We start from the raw sequence: 20,667 nt of genomic DNA on the forward strand, positions 1-20,667 counted from the left end.
TTTTTTATAAAATTCTTAAAAAGAGGTATATTCGCGTCACTAAAAATAACAGATTTATTATGAAAAAAATTATTTTATCCTTAATTGCTACGATACTGCTTGTACCTGCAAGTGTTAGAGCAGACGAAGGGATGTGGTTTTTGATGTTTATCGAGCGTTTAAACCACAGGGATATGCAAAAAATGGGATTGCAGTTAACGGCTGAGGAAATCTACAGTATTAACCACCACAGTCTTAAAGATGCAATCGTTCAGTTTAACGGAGGTTGTACTGCCGAAATGATTTCTAAAGACGGATTGGTATTAACAAACCACCACTGTGGTTATGATGCAATCGCAGAATTGTCTTCTCCGGAAGCCAACTACCTTAAAAATGGTTTCTGGGCTGCCAACAGAAAAGCAGAACTAAAACCGAAAAGCTTATTCGTTCGTTTCTTCGTTCGTATGGACGATGTGTCAAAAAGAATTTTATCGAAAGTAAACGATAAAATGACTGAGGCTGAGCGTGAAGCAGCAATCAACAAAGAAATTGCACTTATTGAAAAAGAAAACAACGAAGGTGGGAAATACACCGTTTCTGTACGTCCGTTTTTCCAGGGTAACGAATATTACTATTTCGTGTATCAGGATTATAAAGATGTACGTTTAGTAGGAACGCCTCCTGAAAATATTGGAAAATTTGGTGGAGATACCGATAACTGGGAGTGGCCACGTCACACAGGTGACTTCTCTATGTTCCGTGTGTATGCAGATGCAAACGGAAACCCGGCTGAATATTCTCCAAACAATGTGCCATTACAACCAAAACACCACTTACCGGTTAACCTTGGTGGTGTAAAAGAAAATGATTTCGCAATGATCTTAGGATATCCAGGTAGAACAAACCGTTGGATGCCAGCTGGCGGAATCGAGCAAAACGTAAAATTCGCTTACCCGGCTTGGGTTGAAGGCTCTAAAATGGGAATGGATAAAATGAAAACCCATATGGATCAAAGTGATGCGGTACGTTTAATGTATGCGTCTAAATATGCTTCATTGGCAAACTACTGGAAAAACCGTCAGGGAATGATCGATGCGTTAACAAAATTCGGTACTGCCAAAACAAAAGCAGCTCAGGAAGCGAAATTCGACAAATGGGCGAATCAGAAAGAAAACAAAGAAAAGTATGGTCATGTGGTGGAAACCATCAACAAATACTATGCTTTAACTAACGAAAAAGCACGTCATGATAACTATTTAATGACGATGTTGCGTTCTAGTGCTTTCGGAACAATCTCAAGAACTATGGGTAGACAATTGGAAAATTACGCAAAAGCGGATGAAGCCAAACGTAAAGAAATGTACCCGGGTCTTGTTGAAATGATCGACGAATTCTACAAAGAAGCGTATATTCCGGCTGAAAAAGATATCCTTGCGGGTCAGTTAAATCTATATGCTACAAAAGCAGGATATACATTGGCGCCAATGGTAGAGAAATTAGGAAAAGAGAACAACAACAATTTTACAAAATATGTTAACAATGCATTCGATAACAGTGTGTTCGCTTCTCCTGAAAAAGTAAAAGCGTTTTTACAAAACCCTAACGCGACTACGATTACAAACGATCCGTTAGTAGTATTGTCGAATGACTTATTAAACCACTACAACGCAAAATCGGAAGTGATCGCTAAAGCACAAAACGATTTCGGAGCGTCTTTCCGTTTATTGGTTCAAGGACTTCGCGATTCAAAATTGGCTTCTATCAAATATCCGGATGCAAATTCAACACTACGTTTAACGTATGGAAAAGTTCGCGCTTTACCTGCTGACAAACGTAATGATGCGAAAGTAAATAACTATACGACTATGGACGGTATGGTTAAAAAATACAAAAAAGGCGACGAAGAATTTGACTTACCGGTTCGTTTAATGGAAATGAACAAAGCAAAAGACTACGGTCGTTATGCCGATAAAGACGGTTCTATGCACGTAAACTTCTTAACCGATAACGATATTACAGGTGGTAACTCAGGTTCTCCGGTATTAAACGGTAAAGGGGAATTAATCGGTTTGGCATTCGACGGAAATATCGAGGCTATGGCTGGTGACGTGATCTTTGACAAAAACTTACAAAGAACAATCAACGTGGATATTCGTTATGTATTATGGGTGATCGACAAGTTCTCCAATGCAAAACACATCGTTGACGAAATGACAATCGTGAAATAATTCCGATTCGTTTTCAAACTATAAAACCGCTTCAATTGAAGCGGTTTTTTTATGCCCGTACAGCAATAAATTTCCGAAAAATTATTTTGTCAGTATCGGTACGAATTTTGTAAGTTTAATACCGTATTTAAAACAATACTTTACCTTTAAAACAGATGCCAATGATTCGGAATTCTTTAAAAAAATGGTTGCTGGGTTGTAGTCTTTTAGCTGGCGTAACCTATACGGTTATTTACGCCTGCTCGGATATTGGGGATTGGGGATATTATTACCTGTCCAACTTTACTCCGGAGGCCTATGTCGATAAATCGTATTCACCCTTGTTTTATTCGGGTGATATTTTCTATACAGGCTATGATGGTGATTTTACAGGACGGTTTAATGATGCTATTGTGACGGAATGGGATGGTTATCTGAATGGAAAGATTAAAAAAGAGGATATTGCCTATTTTATTGCAAACGATAGTGCGAGTACCGAATTGCTAAACCTGTATCAGGTTGCCGTTAATAAAAAGAAGCTGACTTTTCCCGACCGGAAGATTGATCTGAAAAATAAAAAGGTAAAAGACTTTTTAGAGTTTATGTATTATGCCCGGCAAATTGAAAAGCATACTACAATTTCATATGATTACTGGGATTATGACAACCGTACCATTCCTCAGGTAGCACCGGAGTTGATTCGTACGGTGGAACAGAAATTTGAACAAACACAGGATGCGTTCCTGAAAAATCGCTATTGGTTTCAAACGATGAAGGCTTATTTTTATAGTAATTCCAAACCTAAAACCATAGCTTTTTTTGAGAAGACCCAAAACAGTGTGCCTAAAAACACGCTGTATTACCGTGGACTTTCGTATGTTGCCGGGTGCTATTACAAACAGCAAAACTATGTAAAAGCCAATTACTTCTATGCGGTGGTATTCGATAAATGTCCGGCACTTCGTCAGACGACGGCCTATAATTTCCACCCTCAGGAACAATCCGATTTTAACGCTTCTTTACAGTTGGCGCAGCATACGGATGAAAAAACGGCATTATGGGCACTTTTGGGGTATTATGCCGATGAACAAAAAGCGATAGCCGAGATTTATAAGCTAAATCCAAAAAGCGAACATCTGGAATATCTGTTAACACGTCTTGTGAATAAAGAAGAAATCCGACTAAACGACGATGAGTTTAGAACAATTCCGGAATATAAAAAGAAAATCAATGAAAAGCTGAATAAAGAGATGGTTGCTTTGGTTGATAAAATTGCGGATGAATCCCAAACAGCAAAACCCTATTTGTGGAATAGTGCGGCAGGTTACCTGAATATCTTTAAAGGCGATTATAAAAGAGCCGCCAAATTGTTTGATAAAGCCGAAAGTCAGGCACCGAAAAGTGAACTTTCTGACAGACAATTTCGTCTTTTAAAATTGATCAATACTATTAGCACAACCACTAAAATGAATGCGAAATCGGAAGCAGCACTGCTAAAAGAGCTTAAATGGTTGTATCTGGAACTTCCGAAGGAGGAAAATGAGCTTGCCTATTTTCGTTATAATAAAGCCAAAGAATGGAGTGCCCGTTATATTGCATCGTTGTATGCCTCCCAGAAAAATGGTGTAATGGCAGAATTGTTTTTACGCGATAAAACCTATTATCATAAACCGGAAAGTCAGGAAGCTATGAAAGCTTTTTTAAGTAAATCCAATAAGAGCGAATGGGAGCAAATGGCCGTGAAGCTTTATAATGTGACCTTGTCGGATATTTATGATTATCAGGGTGTGATTAGTGCTTATAACAATAAAATCGATCAGGCAATTACTTATATGGAACAGTCCGAAAGAAGTAACGATTCGTTGTGGGGTAATCCGTTTAATGGTAAGATCAAGGATTGTAACGATTGTGATCATGCGGCCTACCAAAAGGTGAAATATACCAAGCTTTCTTTTTTACAAAAAATAAAGGAAATGCAGGATAAACTGGCAAAAGGTGAGGACGTATATAGTAATAACCTTTTATTGGGAAATGCCTTTTATAATATGACCTATTATGGTAATGCCCGTGCTTTTTATGATGACGTTATCATGGCGCAATGGGGAAACTATATTGATGAATTTTATCAACCGATTCTGTTAAGTACCGCACTGGCGAATGCGTATTATAAAAAGGCCTTTGCGGCAGCAACCAATCCGGAGCAAAAAGCAAGATGTATGTATATGATGGCCAAATGCGAACGGAACGATTTCTATTCCAGGCGTTATCATACCACGGATACTTATTACCGACAAGCGGAAGTAAGCTTTTTAGCCTGGGATGGGTTTCAAAAACTAAAATCAGATTATTCGAATACGCAGTATTATAAAGAAGTGATCAAAGAATGTGGCTATTTCCGGAAATACCTCGGAATGGAATAATTCCAAAAGTTGAAAACATAATGCCTTCAATAGTTAAATAGAAAGTGAAGCAAATAATTGCCATTATCCTATTCGTAGGATTATTTTCGGCTTGTTCGGACAGGTCGGAAAAAGAGGAACCCAACGTAGCATTCTATTACTGGAAAACGGTTTTTAAAGTTACGGAAAACGAAAAAAAGGTATTGTCGGAAAATAACGTCGGTAAAATCTATATCCGTTATTTTGATATTGGGCTTAGAGGGAAAGAAGCCATACCGGTCTCACCGATACGCTTTTCCGAAAAACCGGATCCGTATAAAATTGTTCCGGTGGTGTATATCAAAAATGAAGTCATGCTCGAACCTACAGTCGACCTGCAACAGTTGGCTGAAAAGGTCAATACCTATATCGGAAAAGTCAATGCCAAATACGGAATTGTGTGGGATGAAATTCAGGTGGATTGCGACTGGACGTTAAATAGTAAAGACCGTTATTTAAAATTTGTCGAACATTTAAAGTCGGTTAGCGCCAAAAAGTTGTCGGCGACTATTCGGTTACATCAGGTGAAATATTTTAATAAAACCGGAATTCCCAATGTTGATAAAGGCGTGTTGATGTATTACAATATGGGAAGTATCGCGCCCGATAACCGGAATTCCATTTACGATCGGGAAGTAGCACAAAGCTATATCAAAAGCCTGAAAAAGTTTCCATTGGCACTCGATGTGGCTATACCAATATATAGTTGGGGAATTCATATCCGGAATCATCGGGTGATCAAAGTGATCAGTAAAATTGATGAGGTGGCTCTTGAAAACGATCCACATTTTAAGAGAACGGATGGCATGTATTTTACCGTAGTGGAAAGCGTGATCCGCGGTGGCAATTATTTTAAAGAAGGCGATCAGCTTAAGATCGAATCAATTTCTAAAGACGATCTGGAAAATATGGCCGATGATCTACGTGATAATCTGGCAAACCACCCGGATGAAATTATATTTTATGACTTGGACGACTTTAACATAACTCCTTATCATAAGGAACAAAATATCTTTAAAAAAGTAGCGGCTTGGTTTTAGTTTTTAGAGGTTTGGAAAATGATCAAGATATATAGTACTTTTGAAACATGAGGCGATTCGTTTATATAATACTACTACTGCCTTTTGTAGTTTGGTCACAAGGAAATTTTGAAAAGGGAATTCTATTGTTTGATCAGGCGCGCTATGAAGAAGCACGGCCTTATTTCAGTGCGATTGTCAAAGAAGATCCGGACAATGCTAAAGCAAACGAATATTTAGGTGATATTGCGGCGCATAAGCAACAATGGGACGAAGCTATTTCGTATTATCAACAACTAAAAGTGTGGTATCCTAAAAATGCAGAGTACTATTATAAGTATGGCGGTGCCATGGCGATGAAAGCAAAGTCGGTGAGTAAGTTCAAAGCATTGGGGATGATCGATGATATTGAAGAAGCCTTCCTGACAGCTGCTAAATTAAACCCGAAGCATATAGAATCCCGTTGGGCTTTGGTAATTTTTTATCTGGAACTTCCCGGAATATTGGGCGGAAGTGAAAAAAAAGCACAACGTTATTCCGATGAGTTAATGGCAATTTCACCGGTGGACGGTTATCTTTCCAAAGGTCATATAGCCGAATATTTTAAGCGTTATTCCGAAGCGGAAAAATATTTTATCAAAGCGGTGGCTATTGGTCAGTCAAAAGTGACCTACCAACGTCTGGCCGATTTGTATAAAAATAAAATGAAGATGCCGGAAAAAGCAAAACAAACCTTAGATTTGTATCAAAAGAAAAAAACATAAAAATGCGTACACATTTTATCGCTATCGGAGGAAGTGCCATGCACAATCTGGCACTGGCTTTACATAGCAAAGGATATAAGGTAACCGGAAGTGATGATGCTATTTTCGAACCTTCCAAAACCCGTTTACAAAACAAAGGATTATTACCGGAAGAAATGGGATGGTTCCCCGAAAAAATCACATCCGATATCGAAGCGGTTATTTTGGGAATGCATGCCAAAGCCGATAATCCCGAATTGTTGAAAGCTCAGGAATTGGGATTGAAAATTTATTCCTATCCGGAATTTTTGTACGAACAGTCAAAAGATAAAACCCGGGTTGTCATTGGTGGTTCCCATGGGAAAACGACCATTACTTCGATGATTCTTCATGTAATGCATTATCATAATATCGAGGTGGATTATATGGTAGGCGCACAATTGGAAGGATTTGATACGATGGTTCACCTAACGGCGGATAATGATTTTATCGTCTTGGAAGGTGATGAATACTTATCGTCTCCAATGGATCCGCGACCGAAATTCCACCTTTACCAACCGAATATTGCATTGATCAGCGGAATTGCCTGGGATCATATCAATGTGTTTCCGACCTATGAAAATTATGTAGAGCAATTCTCGATTTTTATCCGGAAAATTACTAATGGCGGTATATTGGTTTATAATGAAAATGATCCGGAAGTAAAAAGAGTAGCGGAAGAAGCGACCAATCCAATCCGTAAAATTCCATATCATACCCCCGATTACACCGTGGAAGACGGAACAACGTTATTGGCAACACCGGAAGGACCAATGCCAATCGAAGTTTTCGGAGCGCACAATTTGAATAATCTTGCCGGAGCAAAATGGATTTGCCAGAATATGGGTGTCGATGAAGCCGATTTTTACGAAGCCATTGCAAGTTTTAAAGGCGCTTCCAAACGTCTGGAAAAAATCGCGGAAGGTAAAGGTAAAGTGGCTTATAAAGATTTTGCGCATTCACCAAGTAAAGTAGCCGCGACGACTAAGGCCGTAAAAGAACAATATCCAAACCGGAATCTGATTGCCTGTTTGGAGTTGCATACCTATAGTAGTTTGAATGCCGAATTTTTAAAAGAATACCAGGGAGCACTCAATGCTGCCGATACCGCTGTTGTGTTTTATTCGCCGGAAGCGGTTCAGATCAAACGACTGGAAACGATAACCTATGAACAGATTGCTAAAGCATTCAATAGGGAAGACCTAATTATTTACACCAACCCGGAAGATTTCAAACAGTATCTTTTTAATCTTAACCTGGATAATACGGTACTTTTATTAATGAGTTCCGGAAATTACGGCGGACTGGATTTCGACGATGTAAAGAAATTGATACTGTAAAAAGAAATCTTAGAACTGCTGATTTTTATTATTTAAGGCAGTTCTAAGATAACTAAAAGCGATACTGTACAAAACAAAAACAGAAAGTTTTGTGTGCGGTTTTATACAACAAACGGGATCGTAAGTGTCTCATGGATATAGTTTTTGCAAAGTTCCAATAAGGCACTTATTTTTAAAACATTATTAGTATCTCTTCGCAATACGATATCCGAATTGGCTATTGCCTGTGTGATATTCTGATTAAAAATATCTTTAAAGAAAATTATTAGTTGTTCATTTGGATCAGTATTGATAAGTGTTACTAATAACGCATTTCGTTGTTTACTAACAACCAGTGTATACGTTTTTCCAAAGTCAGATAAATCGATAGTGTTTTTAATATTAATTAAAGAATGTCCGTCAAAAACGATCATTGGCTTTTCGGTATTACACATAAAATTCTGGATGCTAATAGTGTGTATTGCGTGGTTTGTAGCTACCGTCCATGAAAATTCTTTGAATTCCTTCGGGATAGTAATTATTTCTGTTTTTAAATTTGCGAATAATATTCCTTTTTTATTGCTTTGGTTCATAAATAAGGTTCCTGCCTTATTAATACAAACGACATCATCTGCTAAGACAAATTTTTCTTTGTAGATGGTGCTGAAGAAATGAAAATCGAATGTCTGTTTAAACATTTCTTCATTGTATAGATTCCATTTGTCAAAATCGACCTGTGTAACTACACCTTTTTTGAGATAGTCGTCATAGTAAAATGAAAACCCGTCTTTAGTAGAGAACAGTACATTAGTGATTGCGTTATCCGCTAAAGTGAACCCTTCTATATAGATAGATTGTAGTATAATACCTTCTAAAGAGAGCACAGGTGTTAATTTAGTATCTAATAAAAAGGTAACGTTGCTGAAATATAAAAGTTTGTAGTCTTCAAAATGAATGCGTTCTACCGTTATGTTTGAGTGGTCATCATTAGCGGTAACAGGCGGTTGCAGGTATAATTTGATTTCCTGAGCATATTCGAGCTTTCGCAATGGAATTTCACTAACAATATAGGTGTTACCACCTCCTCTTCCGTAAATGGTTACTTGTGAATTTTTCCCAACAATAAAGTTGTTTGGTTTATTGGAGCCGCCTCTAATGGTTGCTTCTCTATGCAGATTAAAGTTAAAAGCGGGACATTTTACGGTATTAAAATTAGTAATAGACGCTTTTATAGCTGTTGCATACCGGCCTCCATCATAAATATCCTGATAGTTGGTAATATCCAGATCGACTTTGAAATTTAATTGCAATTGAGAAAGATCTAAAATGTTATTTCCAGTCCCGCCAATTAGCTTGTAGGTTCCTGTTTGTCCAAATGTTACAGTATTGTTTCCTAATCCGGTATCAATTGTAAATTGATAAGAAGCAAATCGTTCGATCGTTTCGGAAGCTTTTTCAGGATCGGACCAGTCAATAATATTGGGGATCATAAAGATATTGTCGCCATTATTACCCGTTACTTCACAGGACAAGCCATCTTGTTGAATAGAATTGTATTCCGGAGCGGTATAAAAAGTTTCCCAGTATCCGCCGCTTTGTCTTTTGTTCCTGTCATCATATAAAAGCCAATCGGATATATATTCTACTTGCGACATTAATTGAAAACGCGTTCCAAATCCTAATATTACCAATTGAATAATCCCGGAGCCGATGCTAAAAGGTAAATTATCCGGATTGATAAACTCTTCCCGGGCAAATGGAGGAATAGGAGAGGTAGAAGGATAACCATAATCGACTTCTTTTCGTACTTGTTCCGGCGTTTTATCGGGATGATGTCCATAATGAAAAGCATTATCACAGGATTTTGTGTAGCTTAATTGATAGGGTTTTTTCTCATTGTCGGTAAGTGTTAATTTAATATTGCCAAGAATCTGATTCCGAGAAAGATCGATTACTCCAGGAGCAGGCTTGTTGCTTTTTAAGTTGGCGAAAGCACGCATATTATCCTGCCATTTTATAAATTGATAGTAACGTTCATGAGCATTGGCCAGATTTTGTACAAGCGCGTCAATTCCTAATCCCAAAGCACTAATGATAAGTACCGGTACAGCTACTTCGGGCACCGCAAAAGAAGCTAAGGTGAGTGCTGCTACTATAGAATCTATAACCAATTGACTGATTGCTACTGCACGTTGTGATCCTTCTGACGAGTTCAGATATGTAACATCCTCGTATAATCCCCATATATTTAAACCAATCAACGGAAGTTTTAGGAATATACTAATTGAAGTTAAAAGTTTTCCAACGATTCCACCTACCTGTAACGCCGTTCGTTCGCATAGATTAGCAATAGTTCCTTCTATCGAAAACGTAAAAATGGTGCCTGATTCTGCGAGTGAGTCTTCAATAATTGTCATTGCTACAGTTCCCAGTATAGCGTCAGCCAGTTGTTTACCGCCCAATGCCACCGAGACAATGTCGTAACTACTGCCGTGTCCGCCTCGAAGAGCTGTAGCACCTCGTATTAAACCCATTAAACCTAAACCAACTCCGCCCAAAACCACGGCTGGTTCCGTTGCTTCTGCTAAGGTATTCACATGATTATTTACTATTCTTTCAAATTCGGTACAATCGAGTGAAAGTGAGACTTCTTTTCCGGTTTTTTTATGAACTAAGGTTGTTTGATAGAAGTGATCGTCTAATTTTTTAATGTTGCTATTTTTGAATTTATAGTTTTCGAGATTTAGTCCTAAATTATCCAGTAAATTGTCTAGTTTGATAGAAAAGCGATCAAAAGCATCAGCTATTTGTTCTGCCGATCTTAAAATGTCATAGTGTAAGGGTTCTGTATGTCCTGTGGCTTTTCCGTCGGTAAGATACGCCGCCAGTAATACGCCACCGTCTGTGGGTAATTTTCCGTTGGCCTCTAAAGTTTTTAGTCTGTCAATTGTAACCGTATCAATTTCGTGATTGTAAATGAAATGGTATAATTTCTGAGCATTAAAAGAAACTTTATCCCAGAAGTCCGAATCTTCGAAAGGCGTTTTTTCATCTACAGGATTCAAATTGTATTGACAGCCCATAGCAGCTAATTCAGTACGTTTAAAACTAATGTCCTTAAATTTTACAAAGCCATGTTTGTGGTCTAGATCTTTTAGGATATCTATTGTTAGCGAAACACCTCCCTGTTTAATGATGTCGGTAAAATAGCTTAATTCTTTAAAAATAGTCAAATCGGCATTTTGATAGCTGGTAATATAGACGTCATTATGGGTTAATTCGTAATAATCTCCTAACCCGGTTATTAAATCCAAATGCTGTTGAATAAAAAGGCCTGTTTTTTCCAGACTTTCGAAACTTACGAAACCGATATTAGAATCATAAAAAGTGTAAGTGTCTCCTTTAAGACTCAAGGTCATTCCGTGATTGGGTGTAACCAGCAAAAAGCGGCTGTCTTTTTGAAAAGGGAGCTTTGTTATTGCAGTGGCTAATTGGTCTACAGAAGCAGTTCCGGCATTTTTGAATAGTGTCTCTTTTTCATCAAAAAAGACGGCATTTACAGATCGGTTTAGGTTTCTTAATTGTTCTGAAAACTGTTTGTAAAGTTGTGTATCAGCTACTGATAGTGTATTGTCCAATCTGTTTTGCTGTAATGCGGATACTGCTGCTATATCGGCTGCGAAAATATCGTTGGCGTTTAAGTCGTCAGCTAATCCCTGAAGTATGGATAATCCCAAGCATAAACCTTCCGGATATTCAAAGGATGATAACAAGAGATCTTGCGGTATGAATTGTAACGTTTTGGATTCAAGGTTGTTGGCTAATTGATAAAAATGCAGGGCTTTGGTTTCAAAATATTCCTGAAACTTTAGTACGCGTTGAATCCGTCTGAAAAGTACATTCTCGGCCTCCGAATACAGATAGTCATAAGCGGAAGAGTTTATTAGTTCAATAGCATTTTGTATCGAGACCGTAGGATAACGATTTGCTAAATAAAGCGCATAATCAGGAAAAAGTTCTTGTATTTGGACTGATTCCAGAAATGAAGCTGTAGAGCGATTGTATCGTGAAGCAAAAAAATCGTATAAGGTTAATCGTATTGCTGTTGGTCCGCATAAATCATCATTATTGTTGTCACTATTATTCATGAATCGTCCCAAGCGATATTGACATTGGGCTTCTATTGTCATGTTTTTTAAGTTAGTAGATTCAGCATCCAAATAATGGTAAAAAGTAGTAAAAAAGGTGGTATCTCTGTAAGCTCTTAAACTTTCAATTGTTCTGTGGATGGATAAAGCAGGTAGTATAAACTCAATTTTTGTGTTAGTCTCAATTACATGTTCTATGATCGCCTGTAGTCCGGCAGAATCGGAACGAGAACTAACGACTTGACGGGAAGTATAATACTGTTGTGGGAGATAGGCTCCATCTGTTAGTTTGACATAATCTTTAAAAATAGAGTTTCGTTCAATGGTTTTAAAAAAACCTTCAATAGGCACCCCTTCTATTGCCGACCATATTGAGTCGATTATTACCTGATCTTCTACACTTGAATTATTATAACAGAGATCGGGAGTTTGTGTAGATTGGTGTATTTTTAGTTCTACAGTACGTTCTTTAATTGCTCCCAGTACTAATCTATAATCTTTACAGATGTTAATAATTCGAGGTTCCTCTTGTCCCGGAACGGGAACTTCTCTCAGCACATGTAATTCAATTATATTCATTATACTCTGGTTAAATTCAGGTAAAGTGCCGGTCTCAATGATGTTTCCGCCTTGTAATTTTAATACCATTAAACTGAGAAGATTATGGGCACATCGATAATCCATACGTAATAATAGCTCCCGATTGTAGTAACGATCTAATTCAGGTACTGCTCCGAAAGCATCCTGTACGTCATTTAAGGAAAAATTAGGGTATTTTCCGGTAAATTCACTCCGAATCATATCTAGTCGTTCGTGATAGAGAGTTGTTTTTTGGGCGTAATTTTCTAGTAATTCTCTAGGAACATTTAATTGTTCTGCCATGAATTGTAAGCGCAATCTGTCCCACTGTTCACGAGGCTGATCTTTGATGAAATGATATGCGTTGTCTTGAAGAAGAATTCCTTCTGATGCAATGTCGGCTTTAAACGCCTCGATATAAGCACGGGTTTCTATTTCTAATTGCATATGTTCCTCTAATAGGGTTGCATGCTGTAGTAATAATGCAAGAGTCGGATTCTGAAGATAGGCCTGATGTATTTGTGCTATTTGTTCTTCTATAGTTTTGAACCGTTCCAGATCAGCTATTCTTTCCGGATGTAAGTTTCTCCATTTTTCTATTGCTTGACGAGTGGCGGTCTTATAGATTTCAACATATAAATCATATACAAGATAATTATTTTGATCTATCCACAAACGGATGGTAGAAGGATTGGGCTTTCTGCTTTGGGCTATTATCCAGGCTTCTATATTTCCCATATCGTATCCCGTAAAAGTAGGCGAGATGTTTACTAGATGAAATACATCTTCCACATCGGGATGCTGAATCCCTAAAGCAAGAATGTTCCGCTGTACAATGGACTTCTCACCCTGAAAGATAGTATTGTACATTAGAAGGGTAAGGGGAGAGTTAAAGAGTTCTTGAATAAAAGTAAGGGTCACATTTTCTGTAACTTCGAGATCGTTATGAATTGTAGATAATAACTTAAAACCTTCTTCTCCTTGCCGTTGGAGATCGGGTAACGCATGATAAGTACCCAGATGCTCTCTAAGCGATGTAAATATCGGACTATTACAATATTCTTTAAGTCTTTCTCGAAGTTCGGGTGTTTGCGATAAGTCTATAATCTGGCTTACGAAATCATCCCAAGTAATAACTGCCGGTGTTAACATAAATCTGAAATTTTAAGTTTATAATGAATGTGATATAATGTATAACTTATTCTTTTTTGAAGGGATTTGTCTTTAAGAGGAGGGAAAACCAGAGTTGTTTTGGTATGTACGTACTGATCGTATTTTAAGACGAAGTCGCTAACTTAGATTTTTTAAATTCGAGGAAAATCACTATAATCTTACGATTGTTAATAACTTGTTTTAAAGAGAAATATTCAAATGTAGATTTGTTTGTTGTAACTTTTTGAGGTTTATTTGAATTGTCCTTTTATTTTAAGTAATTGTCTATGAAAAGGTTTGTTTATTGCGATCTCTTGTCTGTTTTAAAAGGGAATTAAAGGGGGAAATGTGGCTGTTATTGGGTAGGTTAGGAATAGAAAAACCAGAAAAAAAATCATAACTTTATTTTATTAGAGAAACGGATTTTAAGCCAAACTAGTATTGTAAGCAAATAAATATACGCCAAATGGAAATAATCAATTACATCCCAATTAAAGACTGGGCTCCTTCCGATCAGCCCCGAGAAAAACTAATCGAAAAAGGTAGAACCAATTTAAGTAACACCGAATTACTAACCATCCTGATACGATCCGGTAGTGAAAAAGAAAGCGCCCTGGATCTTTCGAAAAAAATTATGAGATGTGCGGGTAATAACTTAAACACCCTAGGGAAACTATCCGTAAAGCAATTAATGTCCTTTAAAGGTATCGGACAGGCGAAAGCAGTAACCATAATAGCCGCTTTGGAATTAGGGAGAAGAAGAAAAGCAGAAGCAAGTCAATGGAACCTCCCGATTATTATGTCCAGCAGATCCGTTTTCACAATCATGCAACCCATCATCGGAGAACTGAGCCATGAAGAATTCTGGATTCTCCTTTTAGACAATTCTAATAAATTAATTCATAAATACCAAATCAGTAAAGGCGGTTTGACCGCTACTCTCGTAGATCCAAGACTAATCTTTAAAACAGCACTCGAACATAGCGCAACCGGTGTGATCCTGACTCATAATCACCCTTCGGGATCTCTAAAAGCCAGTGAAACCGATATTAATATTACCTATAAACTAAAAGAAGCCGGAGATTATCTCGATATCATGGTACTCGATCATATTATCGTAACCGAAAGCGAATACTTTAGTTTTCGGGATGAAAAATTACTCTAAAGCATTACATTCCGGACAAACCCCACTAATTAAAATTTGTTGCTCCCGAACAGTATATCCGGAAGGTAAATTAATCCGGATAGCAATAGAATCCATACAAGTTGTTTTTTTACATTTTTCACAGCTAAAGTGAACATGATCGTGATTGTGTTGTGACTGATCTTTGGATTCACATTCCTTACATAAGGCATATTGAATCACCCCATCAAGGTTTGTAATTCTGTGGAGTTTTCCCTCGTCAACGAGTCGGTCTAATGCCCGGTATATTGTAACCCTGTCATATGTGTTTCCAAAATGATTGTGGAAATCTTTATGGGCTAAGGCCGTATTTTGTGCCTTCAATAGCTCTAGTATCGCAGTTTTGGTACCTGAGCTACGTTCTCTTTTGATTTTTTTTTCAGCCATCTTTAAAATGAACAGGTTGTGCTATTGTTTTGTAAGCCATTGCAACAAAATTACAAAAAATCAAAATACGATGCTCTGGTGTCGGAAAGGCTCTTTTTTTAAACGAATAGATAGTGCAACTGATATAAGAAACACAGGCTTTTTAGTTATAATATTCATAATAAAAAGAACAGGAACTAATTTTTTGTTATTTTTGATTGGCTTAGTATAAATAGCTCTTGAAAGAGCTATTTTTTCTTTTAAAAAAGACCATATTGCACATATTAAAAGCATTTGATAATGATTGCTACTAAAAATATTACGTTCTCATACGGAAAAGGGACTTCTTTTGTATTTCCCGATATTAGTTGTTCCGATGGCGATACTATACTAATTACCGGTGGATCCGGAAAAGGAAAGACAACATTGTTACATCTTTTGGGTGGACTTTTACGACCTCAGGCAGGCGAAATCCTTATAAATACTACCGATATTGGAATATTGTCTGAAAAAAAACTGGATCATTTCAGAGGGAAGAATATCGGACTGGTTTTGCAACAATCCTATTTTATAGCCTCATTGTCTGTATTGGAAAATGTAGCATTGGCTTCCTGGCTGGCTTCGGGTAAGCAACAAATCGAAAAGGCTAAACAGTTATTACAATATCTTGACCTTGAAAATCATATCCATAAGTTGCCTTCCCAACTCAGTATTGGTCAGCAGCAACGGGTTTCGATAGCCAGAGCGTTAATCAACGAACCAAAAGTGCTTCTGGCAGACGAACCGACTTCGAGTCTGGACGATGAAAATGCACTCAAAGTTGCCGATTTATTGGATAATCTGGCCAAAGAATACCGATCGGCACTAGTAATTGTGACACATGATTCCCGATTAAAACAACGCTTTACCAATCAAATTACATTGTCATGATTACAAAATTAGCCTGGAGAAATACGTGGTTTAAACCTCTCAATACAACGCTCAGCATTATTTTGCTAACAGCCAGTGTAGCGATTATCACTGTATTAATTCTGTTGCAAAAACAATTTGAAGAAAAATTTTCGAGCAATGCCGATGGAATCGATTTGGTTTTAGGCGCGCAGGGAAGTCCGTTACAACTTATTTTATCTTCCGTATATCAGGTGGATGCGCCTACCGGTAATATCGATTATCAGGAAGCTAAAAAATGGATGACGAACCCTTTTGTAAAGTCAGCCATTCCACTGGCTTTTGGCGATAATTACCACGGTTTTAAAATTGTTGGAACCACTACCGATTATATGGAAAAGTATGCTGCAAAAGTAGTGTCGGGTAAAGCCTTTGAAAAGGATTTTGAGGTTGTTGTTGGAAGCGAAGTCGCTAAAAAACTTAACCTGAAAACCGGAGATAAATTTTTTGGTTCTCATGGCGATGCCGAAGAAGGTGAGGTTCATGAGGAACATGCTTATCATATCGTTGGTGTATTGTCGGAAACCGGAAAAGTAATCGATAACCTGATTCTTTCCAATATTCAAAGTGTTTGGGCGATGCACGATTCGCACGAACATGGCGAAACCGAAGTGCACGATCACGATCACGATCATGCGGAAGCCGATCATCATCACGATGCCGTTGTGATTAGCGAGGAAGGAAAAGAGATCACGGCAGTTTTATTAAAGTTCCGAAATAAAATGGGAATTGTAACCTGGCCGCGAATGATTCCGCAAAACACCAAAATGCAAGCCGCTTCTCCGGCTATCGAAATCAACCGACTGTTTACGTTGTTTGGTGTCGGACTTCAGGCTTTGCAATACCTGGCGTATGGAATTATGCTGATATCCGGAATTAGTATTTTTATTGCTTTATATAATACTTTAAAAGAACGAAAATATGAATTCGCCTTATTGCGAGTGAACGGAGCAACCCGTTTTCAATTGCTGTATCTGGTCGTTATTGAGAGTTTGATCTTATGCGTACTGGGTTATCTTTCCGGCACAATAGTTGGAAGAGTAGCATTACTGTTTATTTCCGGTTCCTCAGAAGAAGAATTCAAAATGGCATTTAATCCTTTTGAGTTTGTCTGGGAAAAAGAAGGATTTTTATTTTTACTAACTATATTTGTCGGTGCCTTAGCAGCTGTTATTCCGGCTATTAAGGCCTATAAACTTAATATTTCAAAAACTTTGGCCAATGCGTAAAAAATCAATAGTAGTAATAGCCCTTACGGCACTGCTTTTAGTCCTGGAATACTGCTATACTCCGGAGAAAGCTCAGCATAATGTAACTACAGATATAAAAGTGGAAAAAGCAGGATTTGGGCGTTTTACCAATAACCGTAACACTACAGTACTGGTAAATCCGGATACGCTTACCTGGAAATTGCTGGGCGACATTAAATATGTGAAAAAACAACATAAAACATATGGAGAAGTTATGTTTCCGCAGGTAAATGCGAAACTAAAACTAACCAATAAAAAGCGCATTGTGATGAGCGGCTTTATTATCCCGATCGATAACAAATCCTATGCGTTAAGTAAAAATGTGTTTGCATCTTGTTTCTTTTGTGGTAAATCCGGTCCGGAAACCATTATGGGGATTAAATTTAAAGGGGAAACACCAAAATTAAAAACCGACCAGTATGTAACACTGGAAGGGAATTTCCGTTATAATGATGCTGATGTGGAAGACTGGGTATATCATGTAGATGATGCCGTTATCGTTAAAGGAGCCAAATAAAATACAAGCATGAGATTTACGAATAAAACCGATATTTTTTTCGATCTGGATCATACCCTTTGGGATTTTGAAAAAAATTCTGCACTGGCTTTCGAGGCAATCTTTGAAAAGCATGCAATGCCCATTTCGATGGAAACTTTTCTGGAATACTATATCCCAATTAATTTTAAATACTGGAAACTATATCAGGAAGAAAAAATTACACAACAGGAATTGCGGTATTCCCGTTTTAGAGAAGTGTTCGACCTGTTACAATATCCAATCGACGATGCGAAAATCAATCTTTTAGCACAGGAATATATCTGGTATCTGCCAAAGTTCAATCATCTTTTCGATGGTGCTATCGAAATCCTGGATTATTTAAAACCAAAATACAACCTGCATATCATCACTAACGGATTCCATGAAGTTCAGGAAGGGAAGCTCAAAAATGCCAATATCGATCATTATTTTATTACGATAACCAATTCGGAAAAAGCCGGAGTTAAAAAACCCAATCCGAAGATTTTCGAATTTGCTTTGGATCTTGCCCGAACCGATAAAGATAAAAGCGTTATGATTGGCGATAGTATGGAAGCTGATATCGAAGGAGCATTAAATGTGGGACTTGATGCCATCTTTTTTAGTGAATCTGACTATGGGGATGCTTTAAAAGTACCACAGGTGCGTCATTTGTTAGAACTTAAAAAAATACTTTAAATAGTAAACCAAACCAATATGAAAAAGACAGGCGTAATGCTGACAATCCTGTTGCTTTCGGCAACAGCATTTTCGCAACGATTAACGGATTATAAATATGTTATTGTTCCGGCTAAGTTTTCCTTTTTAAAACAAGCCAATAAATACAATCTGAATGCTTTAACCAAAATGGTTTTCGAAAAAAAAGGGTATACGGTGTTGTATGATACGGATGTTATGCCGGATGAGGTGGCTCAAAACAGATGTAATGCATTGTTCGCCAATATGGTGGAGGATAATACGGTTTTTAGTACCAAAATTAAAGTGGAATTAACAGATTGTAAAAATCAAACCGTTTTTATTTCGGAAGAAGGAACCAGCCGATTAAAAGAGTTCGATAAAGCCTATATTCAGGCATTTCGTATTGTAGGAAAATCGATTGAAGAGGGATTACAGGATGCCAAACCGCTACCAATTCCGCCAGTAAAACCTGCGCCACCTGTAACAGAGAATCTGGTTGTACAGGAAGCCGTAAAAAAAGACCCGGTAACTACCACGATTATATCCGGACAATTGTTCGCGCAGCCGATAACAAATGGATATCAGTTAGTGGATAGTACGCCGAAAATCGTCTTAAAAATATTTAAAACCAGTAACCCGGATCTGTATACCGCTAAAAACGATAGCGTTCAGGGTGTACTGATCAAAAAGAATAATGAATGGATATTCGAATACTATCAAAATGAGAAATTGGTATCCGAGAAATTGGATATCAAGTTCTAATAGTTGTATTTATCCTTCCAACGGTTTTTTAGAAAATCCCGGGTTGCATTTTCCCGGGAATTATTTCCTGGATCGTAAAATATAGTTTGCTGTAATTCGTCCGGAAGAAACTCCTGATCGACGAAATTGTTCGCATAATCGTGTGCGTATTTATATTCGTCTCCATAGCCCAATTCTTTCATCAATTTGGTAGGCGCGTTGCGCAAGTGTAACGGAACCGGTAAATCGCCGGTTTGTTTGACCAGTTGCTGCGCTTTCCCAATAGCCAGATAACTCGCGTTACTTTTGGGTGATGTAGCCAGATAAATGGCACATTGACTCAATATGATGCGACTTTCCGGATAACCAATTGTTGTTACTGCCTGAAAGGTGTTATTGGCCATAATTAAAGCTGTAGGATTGGCATTGCCAATGTCTTCCGAAGCCAGAATCAGCATGCGACGTGCAATAAATTTAACATCTTCACCACCTTCAATCATTCGGGCCAGCCAGTATACCGCACCGTTTGGATCGCTACCGCGGATGGATTTTATAAAGGCTGAAACAATGTCATAATGTTGTTCTCCGGTTTTGTCGTACAATACGGTGTTTTTCTGAACCAGTTGCATGACTTTTTCATTAGTGATTTCAATCGTATCGCCTTCGGATGCATTGATCACCAATTCGAAAATGTTGAGTAGTTTGCGCCCGTCTCCGCCCGAAAGTCGTAGTAACGCTTCGGTTTCCAACAAACGAATATTTTTTGATTTTAAAATCGTATCTTTTTCAAGTGCCCGGTGTAATAAGGCTTCAAGATCTTCTTTGGAAAAGGCATTCAGAATATAAACCTGACATCTTGACAATAAAGCAGGAATGACTTCGAAACTCGGATTTTCGGTCGTCGCTCCAATAAGGGTTACCCAACCCTTTTCGACAGCTGCCAATAAGGAATCCTGTTGTGATTTACTAAACCGGTGGATCTCATCGATAAATAGTATCGGATTTTTAGCTGTAAACAATCCACCGCTTTGTTTGGCTTTATCGATCACCTCACGTACGTCTTTTACCCCGGAATTAATGGCGCTTAAAACATAAAACGGGCGTTTGCTTTCCTGTGCCATGATTTGGGCAAGGGTTGTTTTTCCGGTTCCCGGTGGTCCCCATAAAATTAACGACGGGATTATACCCCGTGCAATCTGGTGGGTTAGAGAACCCTGTTCGCCAACCAGGTGTAGCTGACTAATATAATCGGATAAATGTTGCGGACGTATGCGTTCTGCCAATGGTGCTTCCATGTGGTAAAATTACAAAAAACTAACTTTTGAATGAAGTAGGAATAC

General features: G+C 37.9%; 14 protein-coding genes. 11 read left to right on the forward strand and 3 right to left on the reverse strand.

Translation table 11 applies throughout. The features are described from left to right. Positions 1 to 59: 59 nt before the first annotated feature. The 5 genes from E6C50_RS09610 to E6C50_RS09630 all read left to right on the forward strand — a co-directional run bounded on the left by E6C50_RS09610 (position 60) and on the right by E6C50_RS09630 (position 7,765). Positions 60 to 2,207 (forward strand): S46 family peptidase, encoded by a 2,148-nt coding sequence (locus tag E6C50_RS09610; RefSeq protein ID WP_136403023.1) that lies wholly within the window; start codon positions 60 to 62, stop codon positions 2,205 to 2,207. A gap of 161 nt (positions 2,208 to 2,368) precedes the next feature. Then, a complete protein-coding gene (locus tag E6C50_RS09615; protein ID WP_136403024.1) occupies positions 2,369 to 4,606 on the forward strand; it encodes a hypothetical protein in 2,238 nt (745 codons plus the stop codon). A gap of 44 nt (positions 4,607 to 4,650) precedes the next feature. After that, complete coding sequence (locus E6C50_RS09620; RefSeq protein ID WP_230978991.1) at positions 4,651 to 5,664, forward strand: hypothetical protein; 1,014 nt, start codon at positions 4,651 to 4,653, stop codon at positions 5,662 to 5,664. Between the two features lie 47 nt (positions 5,665 to 5,711). Continuing rightward, positions 5,712 to 6,407: a tetratricopeptide repeat protein gene (locus E6C50_RS09625; RefSeq protein ID WP_136403025.1), complete on the forward strand. Its 696-nt coding sequence runs from the start codon at positions 5,712 to 5,714 to the stop codon at positions 6,405 to 6,407. A 2-nt stretch (positions 6,408 to 6,409) separates the two neighbouring features. Next, complete coding sequence (locus E6C50_RS09630) at positions 6,410 to 7,765, forward strand: UDP-N-acetylmuramate--L-alanine ligase (protein ID WP_136403026.1); 1,356 nt, start codon at positions 6,410 to 6,412, stop codon at positions 7,763 to 7,765. Positions 7,766 to 7,866: 101 nt separating this feature from the next. On the opposite strand, the gene E6C50_RS09635 is transcribed toward E6C50_RS09630, so the two are convergent. Beyond that, positions 7,867 to 13,623 carry a TcdA/TcdB catalytic glycosyltransferase domain-containing protein gene (locus E6C50_RS09635; RefSeq protein WP_136403027.1) on the reverse strand — a complete coding sequence of 1,919 codons (5,757 nt, stop codon included), beginning with the start codon at positions 13,621 to 13,623 and terminating at the stop codon, positions 7,867 to 7,869. Positions 13,624 to 14,089: 466 nt separating this feature from the next. On the opposite strand from E6C50_RS09635, the gene radC reads away from it, so the two are divergent. After that, on the forward strand, positions 14,090 to 14,788 hold the full coding sequence (gene radC / locus E6C50_RS09640) for a RadC family protein (protein WP_136403028.1): 699 nt from the start codon (positions 14,090 to 14,092) through the stop codon (positions 14,786 to 14,788). On the opposite strand, the gene E6C50_RS09645 is transcribed toward radC, so the two are convergent. Continuing rightward, positions 14,780 to 15,193 (reverse strand): Fur family transcriptional regulator, encoded by a 414-nt coding sequence (locus E6C50_RS09645; protein ID WP_136403029.1) that lies wholly within the window; start codon positions 15,191 to 15,193, stop codon positions 14,780 to 14,782. The two genes, radC and E6C50_RS09645, sit on opposite strands and share 9 nt — an antisense overlap. Before the next feature lie 279 nt (positions 15,194 to 15,472). Between E6C50_RS09645 and E6C50_RS09650 the strand changes: the two genes are divergently transcribed. The 5 genes from E6C50_RS09650 to E6C50_RS09670 are packed head-to-tail and all read left to right on the forward strand — an operon-like array spanning position 15,473 to position 19,348. Beyond that, positions 15,473 to 16,102, forward strand: coding sequence for an ABC transporter ATP-binding protein (locus tag E6C50_RS09650; RefSeq protein ID WP_136403030.1), 630 nt, complete (start codon positions 15,473 to 15,475; stop codon positions 16,100 to 16,102). Next, complete coding sequence (locus E6C50_RS09655) at positions 16,099 to 17,349, forward strand: ABC transporter permease (protein WP_136403031.1); 1,251 nt, start codon at positions 16,099 to 16,101, stop codon at positions 17,347 to 17,349. The genes E6C50_RS09650 and E6C50_RS09655 overlap by 4 nt, the downstream gene beginning before the upstream one ends. Then, positions 17,342 to 17,887, forward strand: a complete 546-nt coding sequence (locus tag E6C50_RS09660) for a hypothetical protein (protein WP_211089533.1) — start codon at positions 17,342 to 17,344, stop codon at positions 17,885 to 17,887. The genes E6C50_RS09655 and E6C50_RS09660 overlap by 8 nt, the downstream gene beginning before the upstream one ends. A 9-nt stretch (positions 17,888 to 17,896) precedes the next feature. Next, positions 17,897 to 18,586, forward strand: coding sequence for a YjjG family noncanonical pyrimidine nucleotidase (locus tag E6C50_RS09665; RefSeq protein WP_136403032.1), 690 nt, complete (start codon positions 17,897 to 17,899; stop codon positions 18,584 to 18,586). A gap of 18 nt (positions 18,587 to 18,604) precedes the next feature. After that, on the forward strand, positions 18,605 to 19,348 hold the full coding sequence (locus E6C50_RS09670) for a hypothetical protein (RefSeq protein ID WP_136403033.1): 744 nt from the start codon (positions 18,605 to 18,607) through the stop codon (positions 19,346 to 19,348). Here the strand turns inward: E6C50_RS09670 and E6C50_RS09675 are convergent. Then, positions 19,345 to 20,622: a replication-associated recombination protein A gene (locus tag E6C50_RS09675; RefSeq protein ID WP_136403034.1), complete on the reverse strand. Its 1,278-nt coding sequence runs from the start codon at positions 20,620 to 20,622 to the stop codon at positions 19,345 to 19,347. The two genes, E6C50_RS09670 and E6C50_RS09675, sit on opposite strands and share 4 nt — an antisense overlap. Between the last annotated feature and the right edge of the window lie 45 nt (positions 20,623 to 20,667).

The sequence above is a fragment of the Flavobacterium supellecticarium genome, from assembly GCF_004801375.1.
Lineage (GTDB): Bacteria > Bacteroidota > Bacteroidia > Flavobacteriales > Flavobacteriaceae > Flavobacterium > Flavobacterium supellecticarium.

What these genes read in the sequence shown, in the direction of transcription:
- E6C50_RS09615 (WP_136403024.1), top strand. Translation starts at nt 2,369, where the DNA reads ATGATTCGGAATTCTTTAAAAAAATGGTTGCTGGGTTGTAGTCTTTTA.
- E6C50_RS09655 (WP_136403031.1), top strand. Translation starts at nt 16,099, where the DNA reads ATGATTACAAAATTAGCCTGGAGAAATACGTGGTTTAAACCTCTCAAT.
- E6C50_RS09650 (WP_136403030.1), top strand. Translation starts at nt 15,473, where the DNA reads ATGATTGCTACTAAAAATATTACGTTCTCATACGGAAAAGGGACTTCT.
- E6C50_RS09665 (WP_136403032.1), top strand. Translation starts at nt 17,897, where the DNA reads ATGAGATTTACGAATAAAACCGATATTTTTTTCGATCTGGATCATACC.
- E6C50_RS09625 (WP_136403025.1), top strand. Translation starts at nt 5,712, where the DNA reads ATGAGGCGATTCGTTTATATAATACTACTACTGCCTTTTGTAGTTTGG.
- E6C50_RS09645 (WP_136403029.1), bottom strand. Translation starts at nt 15,193, where the DNA reads ATGGCTGAAAAAAAAATCAAAAGAGAACGTAGCTCAGGTACCAAAACT.
- E6C50_RS09635 (WP_136403027.1), bottom strand. Translation starts at nt 13,623, where the DNA reads ATGTTAACACCGGCAGTTATTACTTGGGATGATTTCGTAAGCCAGATT.
- E6C50_RS09670 (WP_136403033.1), top strand. Translation starts at nt 18,605, where the DNA reads ATGAAAAAGACAGGCGTAATGCTGACAATCCTGTTGCTTTCGGCAACA.
- E6C50_RS09630 (WP_136403026.1), top strand. Translation starts at nt 6,410, where the DNA reads ATGCGTACACATTTTATCGCTATCGGAGGAAGTGCCATGCACAATCTG.
- E6C50_RS09610 (WP_136403023.1), top strand. Translation starts at nt 60, where the DNA reads ATGAAAAAAATTATTTTATCCTTAATTGCTACGATACTGCTTGTACCT.
- E6C50_RS09675 (WP_136403034.1), bottom strand. Translation starts at nt 20,622, where the DNA reads ATGGAAGCACCATTGGCAGAACGCATACGTCCGCAACATTTATCCGAT.
- E6C50_RS09660 (WP_211089533.1), top strand. Translation starts at nt 17,342, where the DNA reads ATGCGTAAAAAATCAATAGTAGTAATAGCCCTTACGGCACTGCTTTTA.
- radC (WP_136403028.1), top strand. Translation starts at nt 14,090, where the DNA reads ATGGAAATAATCAATTACATCCCAATTAAAGACTGGGCTCCTTCCGAT.